The sequence below is a fragment of the Flavobacterium daejeonense DSM 17708 genome, from assembly GCF_000425425.1.
Classification (GTDB): domain Bacteria; phylum Bacteroidota; class Bacteroidia; order Flavobacteriales; family Flavobacteriaceae; genus Flavobacterium; species Flavobacterium daejeonense.
This window is the reverse complement of record NZ_KE384375.1, coordinates 13,530-30,573: the sequence shown is the minus strand read 5'-3', so window position 1 is coordinate 30,573 and position 17,044 is coordinate 13,530. Positions and strand designations below refer to the sequence as shown.

The 17,044-nt window shown below is 33.7% G+C and carries 10 protein-coding genes; 4 read left to right on the top strand and 6 right to left on the bottom strand.

Features of this window, described 5'->3' with window-relative positions:
- Positions 1-101 precede the first annotated feature (101 nt).
- The 4 genes from H599_RS0118610 to rpsA form a co-directional block, all read right to left on the bottom strand.
- Positions 102-2,225, bottom strand: coding sequence for an OmpA family protein (locus H599_RS0118610; RefSeq protein WP_026715493.1), 2,124 nt, complete (start codon positions 2,223-2,225; stop codon positions 102-104).
- A gap of 10 nt (positions 2,226-2,235) precedes the next feature.
- A complete protein-coding gene (locus H599_RS0118605) occupies positions 2,236-3,171 on the bottom strand; it encodes a PorP/SprF family type IX secretion system membrane protein (RefSeq protein WP_026715492.1) in 936 nt (311 codons plus the stop codon).
- A gap of 31 nt (positions 3,172-3,202) precedes the next feature.
- Positions 3,203-5,854, bottom strand: a complete 2,652-nt coding sequence (locus H599_RS0118600; protein ID WP_026715491.1) for a gliding motility-associated C-terminal domain-containing protein — start codon at positions 5,852-5,854, stop codon at positions 3,203-3,205.
- Positions 5,855-6,010: 156 nt separating this feature from the next.
- The gene (rpsA, locus tag H599_RS0118595; RefSeq protein WP_026715490.1) at positions 6,011-7,786 is read right to left on the bottom strand and encodes a 30S ribosomal protein S1; all 1,776 of its coding nucleotides are present in this window, start codon (positions 7,784-7,786) and stop codon (positions 6,011-6,013) included.
- 505 nt (positions 7,787-8,291) lie between these two features.
- Between rpsA and H599_RS0118590 the strand changes: the two genes are divergently transcribed.
- The 4 genes from H599_RS0118590 (at position 8,292) to H599_RS0118575 (ending at position 13,824) form a co-directional block, all read left to right on the top strand.
- Positions 8,292-8,873, top strand: a complete 582-nt coding sequence (locus H599_RS0118590; protein ID WP_026715489.1) for an O-methyltransferase — start codon at positions 8,292-8,294, stop codon at positions 8,871-8,873.
- A 667-nt stretch (positions 8,874-9,540) separates the two neighbouring features.
- A complete protein-coding gene (locus tag H599_RS0118585) occupies positions 9,541-9,978 on the top strand; it encodes an Hsp20/alpha crystallin family protein (protein ID WP_026715488.1) in 438 nt (145 codons plus the stop codon).
- A gap of 242 nt (positions 9,979-10,220) precedes the next feature.
- Positions 10,221-12,665 carry a TonB-dependent receptor gene (locus H599_RS0118580; RefSeq protein WP_026715487.1) on the top strand — a complete coding sequence of 815 codons (2,445 nt, stop codon included), beginning with the start codon at positions 10,221-10,223 and terminating at the stop codon, positions 12,663-12,665.
- Positions 12,666-12,714: 49 nt separating this feature from the next.
- On the top strand, positions 12,715-13,824 hold the full coding sequence (locus tag H599_RS0118575) for a PepSY-associated TM helix domain-containing protein (RefSeq protein ID WP_026715486.1): 1,110 nt from the start codon (positions 12,715-12,717) through the stop codon (positions 13,822-13,824).
- A 51-nt stretch (positions 13,825-13,875) separates the two neighbouring features.
- Here H599_RS0118575 and cmk read toward each other — a convergent pair whose 3' ends face one another.
- A complete protein-coding gene (gene cmk / locus H599_RS0118570) occupies positions 13,876-14,565 on the bottom strand; it encodes a (d)CMP kinase (RefSeq protein WP_026715485.1) in 690 nt (229 codons plus the stop codon).
- A gap of 117 nt (positions 14,566-14,682) precedes the next feature.
- A complete protein-coding gene (locus tag H599_RS0118565; RefSeq protein WP_026715484.1) occupies positions 14,683-16,938 on the bottom strand; it encodes a M1 family metallopeptidase in 2,256 nt (751 codons plus the stop codon).
- Positions 16,939-17,044: the final 106 nt, after the last annotated feature.

Below are 17,044 nucleotides of genomic sequence, written 5' to 3'. Positions count from 1 at the left end.
TCTTTGGTTTTAAAAAAAACAAAAAAAGTGAGACATTAAAAACATCTCACTTTTATTATCTTTCCCGTATTTATTTTTGGAAAACAAAAACTTTGTAAAGCTTACAAATTCTTTATCACAAATTCACTTCTTCGGTTTAACTCATGTTGTTCTTCCGAGCAGGATTCGCTAGGTTCACATTTTACGATTTGTACCGTTTCGCCATAGCCTTTGGCAAAAATTCGTTTGGCAGAAATTCCCTGACTAATAAAATAATCGCGGGTAGAATTGGCTCTTTTCGTTGAAAGCTCCAGATTATATTTTAAATTTCCGCGATTATCGGTGTGTGAACCAACCTCAACCACCATATCCGGATATTTTTTCATCAAATCAATTACCTTATTCAAAATAGGTTTCGATTCTTTACGAATGTACCATAAGTCATAATCAAAATAAATTGGATCGGTTTTAATAAGCAATCGGTCTTTGTCTTTCACAATATCTTTCTCAGCTGCCACAATCGTTTCCATCTTTTCCTTCTTCTTGGCTTCGGCTTCCGCAATGGCTTTTTTAGCAGCCAATTCTTTTTCAACTTTAGCTTTTTCAGCAAGGATTTGGGCTTCTTTCTTTTGTTTGGCAACAAGCAAAGCCGCTTCTTTTTTCTTTTGTTCTATGGCAGCTAATTCTTCTCTCTTAATCGCTTCTTTCGATTTTAAAGCCATCGAAGCATCATTGACTTTCTTTCTGTCTTTATACAACTTCAGGAATTTTGAAGCTTCGGTATATTGCTCTTTTGAAACCGAAACGGTATAACTTTTTTCGCAATCAACCGAAAAAGAAAAACGTCCGTCAGTAGTTGTCAATGCTGTTTCAATTTGTTTTTTATTAGCATCCTGCAAAATTACTTTTGCACTGCTCAAAGGAAGTTTGGTATCAATATCCGTTATAATACCGGCAATGTACTGCATACAGTTTTCTACTACCAAAGGCTGAATTTCGTTGATTTCATAAATATCATCCGAGCCTTTTCCGCCTTTTCTGTTCGAAGCAAAATAACCGTGTTTGGTTTCGGAATCGATTACAAAAGAAAAATCGTCATAACCGGAATTAATTGGCAAACCAACATTCAAAGGTGTTGAAAATTCGCCATTTTTAATTTCAGAAACAAAAACATCCAACATTCCGTAGCCTTCATGTCCATTGGAAGAAAAATATAATTTGTTCTCTTTTGAAACAAACGGAAATTGTTCTTTTTTATCAGTGTTAATTGTTGGACCTAAATTCTTAGGCGTTCCATAATCCGAACCTAAAATTGTCACACTGTAAATATCAAAAGAACCTAAAGAACCCGGCATATCAGAAGCGAAATATAGAGTCTTTTCATCCGGACCCAAAGCTGGATGTTCTACTGAATAATTATCGCTATTGAACGGCAAAGCGGTTATATTGCGCCATTTTCCATCAATCAATTCGGCTTTATAAATTTTAAGCGTAGAAATTTTATGGTCGTTTTTAGCTCTCACGCCGTCGTTAGAATTATTGCGGGTAAAATAAACTGTTTTCCCGTTTTTAGTAAAAACAGCATTCGCATCGTGTAACGGAGAATCTAATTCGACAGCAAACTTTTTAATAGAATCCAGTTTTGGGTTTTTAAGCGAAACCGCCATTAAATCCAAATAACTTTCGTTATTCCATTTGTACATTTTTTCAAAAGCATAAGGCTTTATTTTTACAGCCGAAAAAACTAATTTTTGTTTGTACGGAACCGCTCCAAACTCTGAATTTGGTGTATTAACAGGCATATTTTTAATATCGTAACGATTGCCTAAAGCCGAGATATTTTCTAAAACCAAATTGTCTTTTTCCAACTTTTCAATTGCTTTTTGATTATTGGTTTTCAAAAAATATTCGCGCATTACTTTATTTGCTACATCATAATTCCCCGAAGCTTTTAAAGTTTGTGCATATTTAAAATAATAATCTCCGTCAACATTTTCCGGAAAACGGGTGATTAAAAAGCGATAGTTTCTTTGTGCATTTGCATAATCATTGGTAAAATAATAACTGTCCGACAGATTTTTTACAACTTCAAAAGAGCGGTTGTTATCCATAATCGATTCATACAACGGAATCGCTTCGCTATAATACGTTCGGTCAAATAAACGTTTGGCTCTTTGTAAATCCTGAGTTTGTGCCTTTGCAAATTGAAACGCCAACACAATTAAAATGAGAGATATTCTTTTCATCGTTATCATATTAAAAGAATCTTGGTGATTTATCAAAACCTTTACCTAATAAATCTAAATTAAACAGCATAAAAACTTCGTGTGTTCCCGAATTGAATTGTCCAAAATTTGAAGTCGTATAGTCGTAAGCGTAACCAACACTTATACTTGGAGAAACTTTGATATTCATCAAGGCACTCACCGAATCATCAATGCGGTAAGAAGCTCCCAATTCAAATTTTTCATGAAACAATACATTAGCCGAAACATCCAAAGAAGCTGCCGAACCGGGAACAATTCGGCTCATAAAAGCTGGTTTCAGCTTAAAAGAATCCGACAAATTAAACACATAACCTCCGGTGAAAAACATATGTACTTTCTCGGAACCAAAAGCATTAATTCCGGAACGTTCTTCGATGTGTTTGGACGAAAGTAAATTAGGTGCCGAAAATCCTAAATAGTAATTATCGGTAAAGAAATAAGCTCCTGCACCAATATTTGGAAAAACATGATTTATATTTTCCTGAAAAGCGGCATCTGTTGAAGCATCTCCACTTTCAAAAACAAAGCCGTTAAAATTAGTTTTAAACGAGGTGAATCCTGCTTTTAATCCCAAAGATAATTTAGCCCGACTGCCCATATCCAAAACATAGGCGAAATCAGCATAGAAATTATCTTCTTTTTTAGCTCCGTCACCAATGTCATCAGAAATAATAGAAACTCCCATTTCAACTTTTTTATTCAATGGTATGTGCCCAAAAAAGTTAAACGTTTTAGGAGCTCCAACTGCTCCCGCCCACTGCGAACGATACAAAATTCCTAAGTCCAGCATGGCTTGCGTTCCGGTGGCATAAGCCGGATTGACCACATTCATATTATACATATAATGCGTATATTCCGGATCTTGCTGGGCCGTTACTTTTAGTAAAAACAATAAAAAACTGATACTGAATATTATTTTTTTCATTCGAAATCTTATTTAATAATAATGAATCCCTCTAGCGGTTTAAGTATAATCTTCCCTGAATTGGTTTTTTATTTCCTTTGTTCAAATGAAGCACATAAAAATAAACTCCGTTTGGTGCTATACCGTCTATACCAACTTTGTAATCAGAATTTCTACCATCCCAGGCCGGCTTACTTTTATTTCCTTTGAAAAGCAAATTGCCGTAGCGGTTGTATATTTCTAAAGTAAAATCAGGGTAAATAAATTCGATTGTTGGAATTCTAAAAGTATCATTCACCGTATCTCCATTAGGAGAAAAACCGTCCGGAATAAAGAAATCCGGAGTTTCTTCGCAATTAGAAAGCACCACTGTTACCTCTAAAGCATCTGAGTAACAATTGGTCGAATTGGAAAAATTAAATCCATAATAGGTTTTTCCGTTCGTTAAAAGCGAACTTGCGTTTAACTGATTACCATTTTCAGCAGCATCAAACCAAACCAAAGTATCATCGGCAGTAGTTTTATCACTTAAATCCTGAATGGTTGGATTGTCTAATCCGCAGAAATTTTGTCCGTCTGTAGCAAGAACCGGAGTATCTGATTCGTTAATAGTTACCGTTACTGCTATTCTTCCGGATTCACATCCGGTGGTTGCATTTACTTCTTTTACATAATAAGTTCCCGTAACTAATAATGTAGAAGTATTTAAAACAGTAGTACTTGAAACCGAATCAAACCATTGGTATTGTGGTCCGCTGGGCGTCAAATTAGCAATGCTTGCCAAATCATTTTTACAACTAACAAAACTGCTTCCGGGCGGAGTAACCGGAACTGTATTTACCACAAACGCTTTGGTTTTATTCAAAGCCACCACACTACATCCGTTCCCATTATCAAGAACAGAATTTAAAGTAAACGTGGTATTTCCAGAATTAGCAAGTGCTGAAGCCGGAATTATAAAACTGGTATTTCCTGAAGCAACGTTAAGCGTAACATTTTGATTAGTTACAACATTTGAATCACTTAAAGAATAATCAATCGTGATATTAGCCAACGTTCCCAATCCTGTAAGTTGAACCGTAGCGGTCTGTCCTAAACAAATATTATTGATACTTAAAGCCGCCGCAGATACATTTGGTAAAGGCTTCACTGTAATTAATTTGGCCAAAGCTACCGAATTGCTACAACCTGTAGTTAAGTTTACAATATTCGTAACGGTAAACACTGTATTTACGCCTACATTCGGAATTAAATTAGCCGGAATAGCAAAATTAGCCACACCACTGGCAACCGTAAAATCCAATTGTTGATTTGCCGCTGTGTTATCGCCGGATAAATTATAAGTTATTCGGTAATTTCCGTCTGTCAAATTAGTATTTCCTGATAATTGAACCTGAGCATCCATTCCTTTACAAACCGGATCTATAACGACTGTTGCATTGTTAATTCTTGGCAAAGGATTAATACTCAAAACATCTGTAATGCTGCCTAAGGTATTAGTACAAGCACCATAATAAGAAGTATTTTTGATACTGGTTATCGTAAAAGTGTAATCTCCTACTGTTTGTAAATAACTTTTATCTATTGAAAAATTAAAAATTCCATTTGTAAAATTTCCATTTACAGTAAAAGGATAATTTGTAATTCCGTTGTTAATCGAGTAAGCAACATCATAATTCCCATTTGGCACTGGCTGTGGCCCTTTGGTTAATGTAGCTGAATAAGTGGCTACAGGGATTTGGTCTTCACAAATATCAGAGTTTACCATCAAGGTACTTCCTGTAAAATCTATTGGGTCTTCAATAATTATTTTTACATCTGTATATGAATCGGTACAAATTGGATTGTTTGATGTTACCGTATATCTAAAACTGTAAACTCCGGCTCCGAAGTTATTATAAATTGCCTGAACATCAACCTTATTATCAATAGAACTTGTGATTTGACCTGTAGCAGTTAATTCTGTCCATTTTCCACCCGCATCTTCTCCAACCAGTAAATTATTTAAATTCAAATTATTATAAGCTGCCAAATTTACGTTGCTACAAAGAAGTAAATCCATAGGGTCTCCTGGAACAGGTTTTCTAAAAACAGAAACAGAGATTGATGCTGATTGCTCCGGACAACTATCTAAAGCAGGAATTGTATAAGTATAAGAATAATTTCCTTCTCCCAAAAGCTTAGGATTAATTGTATTCCCTGATAAAGTAACCGAAGTAGTATTACCTGTCCATGTACCGTTTTGTAGAGGAGCTAATTGAGTTCCGTCGAAAGCTAAAAACAAATTAAAAGAAGTTACATCATCACAAACAGAAACATTTGGACTGGGAACGCCGGTATAAGGACCTATTTTAACCGTAACAGTAGCTTCATTATCGGAACAAACAGAAGGATCCTGAACATAAGTATAGGTGTAAACATCACTATTACGTAGTAATTGTGCATTTAAAATCCCATCAAAAATTGCAACTTCAAGTGGTTTCGAATTGTCAATCCACTCTCCATCGAGAGAAGGAGTTCCCCCTAATAAGTCAAAAAGATTGATAGTCTTACTACTATCTTTTATTAAATCATCAGCACAAATGGTGAGTGAAGCATCTTCTCCTGCACATTGCGAGTAACTATTTGAGGATAAAAAAATTAAAAAAAAGAACGATACTGTTACAAAATATTTTTCAATAAAATAAAGTAGTTTTTCTATCATACTTGGATTTTTTTGATGACACTTCAGCTAATTTATTGCTAATGTAAGAAATAAAGTATCAAGAATATCAAAAAAAATCGACAAAATACATCATACAAACACCATAAAAAAAAGCCCCGCAATTTGCGGGGCTTTCAAAATTATAAAAACAGAGAATTATTTTTTCTCAGATTTTTCCATTTTAGCTTTCAAAGCAGCTAACACATCATTGTTATCTCCTAAAGTTGCAGCAGGTGCATTAGTAGAAGCAGCAGCAGTGTTTTCAGAAGCAGCTTTCACGTTTTTCTCTTCTTCTTCACGGAAGATAGCAGTGTGAGAAGCAACTACTCTTTTGAATTCTTTGTTGAATTCAATTACTTTGAAATCAGCAGATTCACCTTTTTTCAATTTCTTTCCGTCTTCTTTTTCTAAGTGACGAGTAGGAATGAAAGCAACGATATCTTCACCAAATTCTACAGTAGCTCCTTTGTCAACGATTTCAGAAATTTCACCGTTGTGGATAGTTCCCACAGCGAAAGCTTCTTCATATTTATCCCAAGGATTAGCAGTAGTTTGTTTGTGACCTAAAGATAATTTACGTCCTTCAACATCTAATTCTAATACAATAACATCTAATTTCTCACCTACGTTTACGAATTCAGATGGGTGTTTGATTTTCTTAGTCCAAGATAAATCAGAGATATAGATTAATCCGTCGATTCCTTCTTCTAATTCTACGAAAATTCCAAAGTTTGTAAAGTTTCTAACGATACCTGTGTGTTTAGAACCTACCGGGTATTTAGAAGTGATATCAGTCCAAGGATCCTGAGTTAATTGTTTGATACCTAAAGACATTTTACGATCGTCTCTGTCAAGAGTTAAAATAACTGCTTCAACTTCATCACCTACTTTTACGAAATCCTGAGCAGAACGTAAGTGAGTAGACCATGACATTTCAGAAACGTGGATTAAACCTTCAACACCTTCAGCAACTTCGATAAATGCACCGTAATCAGCGATTACAACTACTTTACCTTTTACTTTATCACCTACAGTTAAGTTAGCATCTAATGCATCCCATGGGTGAGCGTTTAATTGTTTCAATCCTAATTGAATTCTTGTTTTCTCATCATCGAAATCAAGAATTACAACGTTTAATTTTTGATCTAATTCAAGAACTTCAGATGGGTGGTTGATTCTTGACCAAGATAAGTCAGTGATGTGGATTAATCCGTCAACACCTCCTAAGTCAATAAACACACCGTAAGAAGTAATGTTTTTAACAACACCTTCTAATACTTGTCCTTTTTGTAATTGACCGATGATTTCTTTTTTCTGTACTTCAATATCAGCTTCGATAAGCGCTTTGTGAGATACTACAACGTTTTTGAATTCGTGGTTGATTTTTACCACTTTGAATTCCATAGTTTTGTTTACGTAAACATCGTAATCTCTAATTGGTTTAACATCAATTTGAGATCCTGGCAAGAACGCTTCGATTCCGAATACGTCTACGATCATACCACCTTTAGTTCTGCATTTAACGAAACCATTAACGATTTCTCCAGTTTCATTAGCAGCGATAACTCTATCCCATGATTTGATTGTACGTGCTTTTCTGTGAGACAATACTAATTGACCTGTTTTATCCTCACGGATGTCGATTAATACTTCTACTTTATCTCCAACTTTTAAGTTAGGGTTGTAACGAAATTCGTTTAAAGAGATAACACCTTCAGATTTAGCATTGATATCAACGATTACGTCTCTATCAGTAATTCTTACAACAACTCCTTCTACTACTTCTTCCTGATCAGTAGAAATGAAAGTTTTAGATACTAATTCTTCGAATTCTTGTAAGTTTTTCTCATCAACTGCATCAATACCTTCTTCGAAATTGTGCCAGTTAAAATTTGCTAAAAACTCTTCTTGTGATTTAATTTGTTCAGACATGCTGATTAAAAATTTGTATTCTGTGTTCGCTTGAGCTTCTTCATGTGATAGAAAACTACAGAAGTGTTTATATAAATAGTTGACACCTAAAGGAAACTCTTATTCACCAAAAGGTGCGCAAAATTACAACATTTATTTGTAACCACAAAACAAATCACACTGATAATCACTAGCTAAACCAAATAATAACCTAAACCATGATTTTTATTGGTTTTTGGAGCAGAAAGTATTGATTTTCAAAACTACTTCCCTCCTGCTGTCCGTTCTATCTCTTGTCTCGTTTCAAAAGACGAGACAAGAGGATGCCACTTCCATCAGGGCTATTTAGGACGTTTTGCTTTCAGAAGATATTTTGTAAAAATATTTTGATATATTTGAAAAGAAATAAAACAACCGGTCACACATATCTACCTTTTTCAGGCGGCTTTATATGATTTTATCATACATACACGTTAGTTGTACTTAATTCACAAAAACATCCTACAACAACTTTAAAAACATAAATATGAACGATTTAAATATTCTAGACAAGCCTAAGATTCACTCAGAAATCGAAAAAAAATCTAAAGAAATTGGATTTACAATGCCTTCTGACCTTTACATCGGAACTTTATTAAAAACATTGACAACATCTAAACCAAAATCAAATATTCTGGAATTAGGAACAGGCATTGGATTGTCTCTATCCTGGATGATAGATGGAATGGATTCTGAATCCAAATTAATTAGTATCGACAATAACCCGAAACTGATTGAGATAGTTGAAAATTATTTTGGGAAAGATAAAAGAGTGAAAATAATATATGCGGACGGAACAGAATGGATTAAAAGTTATAAAGGAGAAAAATTTGATTTAGTTTTTGCAGATGCCTGGCCAGGAAAATATAGTGAAGTTGATGAAATTCTTGATTTAATAAAAATTGGTGGCCTATACATTATTGATGATATGTTGGCTCAACCTAATTGGCCTGAAGGACATCAAGAAAATGTTGATAAACTAATAGAATATTTAGAAAACCGAAAAGATTTCAATCTGACTAAAATGAATTGGTCAACTGGAATTATAATAGCAACAAAAAAGTACTAAGTATAACAAAAGCTATAATCCCACGCTGCCGCACGAATCCTTTCGTGTGGCAATTAAACATAATTATTAAAACTTAATGAGATCCTTCCTTCTTCAGGATGACAAGTTTGCGATTAAAAAAAAAACTTAGCAACACCAATTTTATAAAAAATAAAATATGAAAAAGACAATTTTAGTTTTATTATCAATGATTACTCTCGTTAATCTTATATTTTTAATAATAGCATTTACTAACGACTATTTATCTTTAACTAAATACAAATTTTTAATTGGCATTTCTTTTCTAACTTTCGGAGGCTTTTTAAGAAAACACATTTTAAGTTACAACAAAAAAAGAGTTAGCGAAAACTAACTCTTTTTTTTTATACCCGATTGCTCGGATACACACCAAAACGTTATCGCAGAATTACATTCTGCACACAAAGAAGAGCAACTTTGTGGCATTTCTTGATGAGATCCTTCCTTCGTCAGGATGACAAGTTTGTGGTAAAAAAACAACCATCCCAAAACTGAAAAATTGACATTTCTTTCTTAAAAATTATTAAAATTTTCAGAAACAAAACACATTAAAATACGAAACAACTAACTTATTGTCAGTTTATTACAGCTGGCATTTTATTTGAAGTTAACTAATAACGAAGATTGTTTAACTTAAAAATTTATTATTATGACAATTGTTAGATATCAAAATCAATGGCCTGGTTTATTTGACAGATTTTTTAATAATGATTTTGAAGGTTGGAATAGAAATAATTTTTCAATGACCAACACAACTTTGCCTTCTTTGAATATCAAAGAAAATAAAGACTTCTTTTTTGTAGAAGTAGCTGCTCCGGGATTTGAAAAATCAGATTTCAAAATTGAACTGAATAATGATTTATTAACCGTTTCTTCTGAAAAAAAACTAAACAATGAAGTTAAAGACGGTGAACGAATTACCAAACAGGAATTCAGCTACCAGTCTTTTAGTCGCTCCTTCACACTTCCGGAATTAATCGATGAAGAAAAAATATCCGCTAAATATGAAAATGGAATTTTAGCTATCAATATCCCTAAAAAGGAAGCTGCAAAACCAAAATCTCCAAAACTTATCAGCATTAAATAAACTGTTGGCTACAACAAAAAAATGAAACTGTCCAAAAATTACTTTTCGGGCAGTTTTTTTGTTTTCAAGCGTCCCAAAGCTAACGAAACCTTATACAAACTAACTTTTATTCACTTTTTTTCAGTCAAATAAACTACTAACAATCAAACAGCTATAAAATAAATCAATTTTATAGCTGTTTTTTATTTGTATTTATTCTAAATAAAAATAACTTTGTGTCACAAAACTTATAATTTTTAACCATGAAAACAACATATATTCTACTATTGTTAGCTCTTACAACGCTAGTTAAAGCACAAAACAATTCAATCAAAGGAAGAATAACCACAGAAAATCTAACCGAATATTTATTTGCTAATGTGTACGTAAAAGAAAAAAACAAACAAGTAGATGCCGATAAAAAAGGGAATTATGAAATTCGCAATCTGGCAGCAGGAACTTATACTTTAGTATTTTCAGCTCTTGGGTACAGCAATCAAATAAAAACTGTTTTTGTAAAAGAAAATGAAAATCTAACAGTCAACATCGTCTTAAAAGAAAATATAAATGCTTTACAAACGGTGGAAATTATAGGACGAAAAGAAAAATCATATAAAAATACCCGATCTTTTATTGGTGCAAAAACTGAAATTGCCTTAAAAGACCTTCCACAATCGGTTTCTTATGCTACAAAAGAATTAATTGCCGACCAGGGAACGATGCGTGTGGGAGAATTGGTCAAAAATTTTAGTGGTGTAACACAATTCACCTTTTACGACGATATTTCCATCAGAGGATTCAGAATTAACGGTCAAAGCAATACCCAATTATTAAACGGATTACGTACTTCTACCGGTTTCTGGAAACAACCCTTAACAAATTACTTAGAGCGAGTAGAGGTTTTGAAAGGACCTTCTTCTGCCCTTTTCGGAAACGCTTCTCCGGGTGGTGTGGTGAACAGAGTTACCAAAAAACCTTTGGAACAAGCCGCTAATAGTATTAGTTTTTCTACAGGAAGTTTTAACACACTAAGAGCTTTAGGAGATTTTACGGGACCTCTTAATGAAGACAAAACACTTTTATACCGTTTGAATATTGGATATGAAAATGCCAATTCGTTTCGTGATTTACAATTTGACAAAAACATCGTTATTGCGCCTTCTTTTTCATTCTTGCCTAATGACAAAACGCGTGTGAACTTTGATTTAATTTACAATAGTTCCAAAAGCATTCTGGACAGAGGACAATCAACCTATGAAAATGATTTGTACTCTACCAATATTAGACAATCTCTAAACGCTTCAAACGATTACCTTAATGAAGAGACCTATATTCTTACCACTTCATTAAACCATCAATTTAGTGACAAACTTTCCTTTTCTGCTTCCTATATAAGAACAGGATACAATGAAGATTTACTGGAACACCGAGGAGCCAATAAATATGCTGTTAACGGCGACGGAGTTTCTATCCCAACTGCTATTGAAATGCAGGTTTTTATGAGAAAACGCAAAAGATATATCGATAATATTTCTAACTTTTTTGTTTATAAAACTAAAACCGGAATACTTGATCATAACTTAGTTTTTGGATATGACTATGCTCAGGAAAAACTTCCTGCAGGAGGTTCTCAATTAGAAGCTAAAGGATATAGAAATGCAGCCAATACCGGTGTCATCAACACCTATAATCCTAATAATAAAAGTGCTTATTTATTAGATTCAAATGGAAATCCTGTTCCCAATGTAGCACATTTTGATTTATCAAATCCTTACAGTTCTCAGCAACTAAAAGACATGAGTAAATATTTTTATACTAACAGAGCCTTTGACCCAACGTTTTATTCTACCTATGGAATCTATTTGCAGGATCAAATAAAACTAGGTCCATTGAAAGCACTACTTGGAGTGCGTTATGACGAATATATTGATAGGGAAAATTATACCAAAGACAACGAAAACAAAGTAAAACAACATTCATTTTTACCACGTTTAGGACTTACCTATACTTTGACACCAAATGTTAATCTATACAGTACTTATGTAAAAGGATATAACCCTCAAACGGCTTCTGTACTTTCTAACCCTAATGCCGGAGGACCTTTTGATCCATTGGAAAGTAATATGATTGAATTTGGCGGAAAATCATCTTGGTTTAACGAAAATTTATATGTGACCATAGCTTTTTATAAAATCAAAGAAAAAAATAGTCTATATAGTGCCAATGATTCCAGTAATGTTGATTTAATGAGAGCTATTGGTGAACAGGAATCCAAAGGAATTGAAATTGATCTTAATGGTCGAATTACCAATCAATGGAGTATTTCGGCAGCCTACTCTTTCAATGAAGCCAGTATTACCGATAGTCCGGTAGCTAGTGAAATAGGCCGACAAAAACCAAACACACCTAAACACCAGGGAAATATTTGGACAAGATATAATTTTACTGAAGGAGCTTTGAAAGATTTTGGATTGGCTTTTGGTTCTAATTTTGTTACCAGACGTAACCTGAGTATTAGTGCTACTCAAACGATTCCTGGTTATACCATAATGAATGCTGCTTTGTATTACACTATTAATAAATTCAAAATCCAGTTGAATGCCAATAATATAGCTAATAAAACCTATTGGGTAGGTGGTTACGATTATATTCGTTTATTCCCAGGAGCACCTAAAAACTGGCTGCTAACCTTAGGTTATTCTTTTTAAATCGCTTTTATTTGCAATCCCAAAAAAATAATTATTCAACAAAATTTGTATGAATAAACAAATCAAGAAAAGCATTGGAAAAATACATTTATGGCTCGGACTTTCGTCCGGGCTTGTTGTATTTATTGTAGCTCTTACAGGAAGTATTTTAGTTTTCGAAGAAGAAATCAACACACTCATTCACCCAGAATTTTACAAAGTTAAAACCGTTGAAAAATCGAGAATACCAATTGATTGTGCTGTAAAAACATTAAAAAAAGAATACGCGACAGACAGTATCATCCGTATTTACACCTTTAACGATCCGAAACGAACGGTTCTTATAATGGGTAAAAACACCAATGGAAACATACTCTTTTTTGCTATAAATCCCTATACGGGAAAAATCATCAGTAGTATTGAACAAAAAAAACATTTTTTTTCGATTACCAATAAATTGCATCGAAGTCTTTTACTAGGAAAAACAGGGAAATTAATTACCGGTTGTTCGTGCTTAATTTTCATTATCATACTATTGAGTGGCCTGTTTTTATGGTGGCCAAAAAAACTCAAAAACTTAAAACAACGACTGACAATTAAATGGGATGCTTCTTTTAAAAGAGTTAATTGGGACATCCATTCTGTTCTTGGTTTTTACAGTTTTCTATTTTTATTAATCATTGCGCTTACAGGACTCACTTGGTCTTTTAAATGGTTTGAAAACAGTCTTTATTATCTAACGGATGGCATTGCCAAAAAACCATCCATTAAAGTAGCTAATCCTCCTAAAACAGAATTACTGTCTCAAAAAACATTTTTCTATCAAAGCATTATGGATCAAACAAATAAAATCTATTCGTATCAAGGTAACGTTCAAATAAGAATGCCAAACGAAACGGTTAATAGCATTTTAGTCACCAAAGAAAATATAGAAAAAGTAATCCCTAATCAATCCGGTATTGCCTATTTTGATAGATATACGGCTAAAATAATTCAAACAAAACCTTATGAATCCTTTACAAAAGGAGACAAATTAAGACGAATTATTTACCCCATACATACAGGAAGTATCTATGGGTTGCCTACCAAGATTATTGCTTTTTTAGTATGCCTTTTTGCAGCTAGTGCACCAATTACAGGTTTTTTAATTTGGTGGAGACGAAAAAAAAAAAATCATTAAAACTCAAAGAAACTTATTATTAATTTCTTTGAGATTAAATCATTTGAAGAATTAACTGATTTTTTGTTTTACTAAATCTAAAACCAGTTCAAATTGTTCTTCCCTGTTCAGATTAGAATTATCTATTTCGATAGCATCATCCGCTTTGATTAAAGGCGAATTACTGCGATGCGTATCAATATAGTCACGTTCCTCAACATTTTTGAGCACTTCTTCAAAAGTTACCTGATCCCCTTTTTGGATTAATTCATCATAACGTCTTTGAGCACGGGTTTGCGCACTGGCGGTCATATAAATTTTAAGTTCGGCATCCGGAAAAACAACCGTCCCAATATCTCTGCCATCCATTACAATACCTTTGTTTTTACCCATTTGCTGTTGCTGTTCTACTAATTTAGCTCGAACCTCAGGAATTTCAGCTACCTTACTCACAAAACTGGAAACTTCAATGGTACGGATTTGCTTTTCAACATTTTCGCCATTCAAATACATTTCAGCAAAACCCAATTCAACATTAAAGTGAAACTGCAATTGGATATTTGGCAAACTTACAATCAAGGATTCTTTATCTAAATAATCGGTTTTTATATAACCTTTTTGCATCGAAAAATAAGCAATCGCACGATACATGGCTCCTGTATCCACATATACGTATCCCAAAACCTTAGCCAGTTGTTTAGCTAAAGTACTTTTCCCGGTTGAAGAAAATCCGTCGATTGCAATGGTAATCTTTTTATCCAAAATTGTAGTTTCTAAGTTTATTCAAAAAAGCAATAAAAGTACATTTTTTTAATCTTAGCAAACAAAAAAGGCTATTGAAATTTTCAACAGCCTTTCTTTATAAATTAAAATCTAAAATTATTTATCTTTTGTAAAAGGAATAATTCTATCTGCTCCAACAATCATATCGAAACCAGATTTATCATCTTTAAATTTAAATTTCAAACCAGCTCGTTTGGATTCAAACTCGTCTTTTCCAATGGATTCAACCGAAAAATCGGAATAATCAGGAATATCAACATTTAACAAAGTATTCTTTTCTGAAATGGTAATTTTAAAAGGTAATCTGGAATTAGAATAAACACCAAAATAAGCATCATAAATCATATCTTTTTCTACTAAACCATTCGCTGCAGTCCAGGTATTATTCGCCTCATTACTATCCGGAAAAACATGTTCCGGATCTAAAACAATACTTTCAATTTCTTCAACAGAGTTATGTTTAAATGTCCATTGTGTATTTTTTTGCCAAACTTCAACAGGCAATTTTACTCTGTCGGTTTTTCCGCTTTTAAGTTTAATATCCATTACCACAGGCATAGGCATTTTTTCAAAGTTTTCTATCGTGATATATACTCCTTTTGCCGGGTCATTTTTTACATATTTAATAGCATTCACACCCTGATCAAAACGCCAGTTGTATTGAAACCATCCTCTCCAAAACCAACTTAAATCTTCTCCTCCTACGTTTTCCATTGTTCTGAAAAAATCATCCGGCTGCGGATGTTTGAAAGCCCAACGCTCCATATAGGTTTTGAAAGCCAAATCGAAACGTTCTTTTCCTAAAATTTGTTCTCTCAGAATCACTAATCCTGCACTTGGCTTAGCATAACATAATTTACCAATATTTGCTTCTTTCATATTATCCGGCGAACTCATCATCGTTTCTAATTTCGGATCAGTATATAAAAAGCTGCTCTCATGCATATCTTCTTTTTCGCCTTTAAACTCTCCGTTATTAAAATCAACATCACTCAGCGTATTAATAAAAGTATTAAAGCCTTCATCCATCCATGCAAATAATCGCTCATTTGACCCAACAATCATTGGAAACCAGTTATGCCCAAATTCGTGATCCGTAACTCCCCACAAACTTTTTCCTTTAGACTTCCATCCGCAAAAAACAATTCCCGGATATTCCATTCCTCCTTCATTTCCTGCCACATTAGTCGCCACCGGATAAGTATATTCTATCCATCTTTTAGAATAATTTTCTATCGAATGCTTTACAAATTCTGTTGAACGCCCCCAGGCATCGTTACCGGCACTTTCCTCAGGATAAACCGAAAGCGCCAATGCTTTTTTACCACTTGGTAAATTGATTCTGGCTCCATCCAAAATAAATGCAGCCGAAGACGCCCAGGAAACATCTCTTGCATTATTTAATTTAAAATGCCAGGTTTTAGAATTCCCCGAAGCATTTTTGACCACCAAAACATCATTTAAAGAATGAATCATCACCGTATTGTCACTGTTTTTGGCTTCATTATATTTTTTAAATTCTCCAGCAGAAAAAACCTCTTTTGGATTGGTCAATTCTCCGGAACAAACCACAACATGATTCGATGGTGCTGTAATTGATATATCAAAATCTCCATATTCCAAATAAAACTCAGATGCTCCCAAGTACGGATTCACATTCCACCCTCTTACATCATCATACACACACATACGAGGATACCATTGTGCGATGGTAAAAATCTTCCCGTTTTTAGTTTCCAAAACTCCGGTTCTGTCCGAACCTTCATTTGGAGAAATATAAGAAAACTCGATTTTGAATTCCACTTTTCCTCCTTTGGATTTTAACTCTTTCGGAAGAAACAACTGCATTCTGGTATCATTGATAAGATACTTAGCCTCCACATCAGCTACTTTCTTATTATCTATTTTTATAATTTTTACCGATTTGATTTTATGACCTCCGTCAAAAACCTGTCCCTGACGCCCATTTCTACTTCCGGTAATCGGTACAATAGCTTCACCACGGGAATCTCCACTGAATAAATTTTGATCCAGATTCAACCACAAAAACGACATTGTATCGGCACTATTATTGGTATAAGTAATAATATCTGTAGCCGAAATTTCATTTGTTTTTTCGTTTAAAACAGCTGTTAACTTATAATCAGCTCTGTTTTGCCAATATTCCGATCCGGGCTGACCACTGGCCGAACGGGTCACTGTTCCGTTTTTGGTATAAAAATTCGGGCTGAAAGCATCATGATAATCATAATTAGAAACCTGTTTGATAACTGATGTTTCCTGTGCTGCCAAAGAAGCGCCTCCTAGTAATATTGCTATTTGAAAAATAGCGACCGACTTATTTATTTTCATATTCTTTTCTATTTAAAAACAAATTAATAAAAAAAATTACAGATTTCTTCTATAATAATGGTGCTTTAATTTAATTTTATGAAATATCTTTACCTCATAAAATTCT

Excerpts from the sequence above, each read along its gene's own strand:
- H599_RS0118610 (WP_026715493.1), bottom strand. The coding sequence starts at position 2,225 with ATGAAAAGAATATCTCTCATTTTAATTGTGTTGGCGTTTCAATTTGCA.
- H599_RS0118605 (WP_026715492.1), bottom strand. The coding sequence starts at position 3,171 with ATGAAAAAAATAATATTCAGTATCAGTTTTTTATTGTTTTTACTAAAA.
- H599_RS0118600 (WP_026715491.1), bottom strand. The coding sequence starts at position 5,854 with ATGATAGAAAAACTACTTTATTTTATTGAAAAATATTTTGTAACAGTA.
- rpsA (WP_026715490.1), bottom strand. The coding sequence starts at position 7,786 with ATGTCTGAACAAATTAAATCACAAGAAGAGTTTTTAGCAAATTTTAAC.
- H599_RS0118590 (WP_026715489.1), top strand. The coding sequence starts at position 8,292 with ATGAACGATTTAAATATTCTAGACAAGCCTAAGATTCACTCAGAAATC.
- H599_RS0118585 (WP_026715488.1), top strand. The coding sequence starts at position 9,541 with ATGACAATTGTTAGATATCAAAATCAATGGCCTGGTTTATTTGACAGA.
- H599_RS0118580 (WP_026715487.1), top strand. The coding sequence starts at position 10,221 with ATGAAAACAACATATATTCTACTATTGTTAGCTCTTACAACGCTAGTT.
- H599_RS0118575 (WP_026715486.1), top strand. The coding sequence starts at position 12,715 with ATGAATAAACAAATCAAGAAAAGCATTGGAAAAATACATTTATGGCTC.
- H599_RS0118565 (WP_026715484.1), bottom strand. The coding sequence starts at position 16,938 with ATGAAAATAAATAAGTCGGTCGCTATTTTTCAAATAGCAATATTACTA.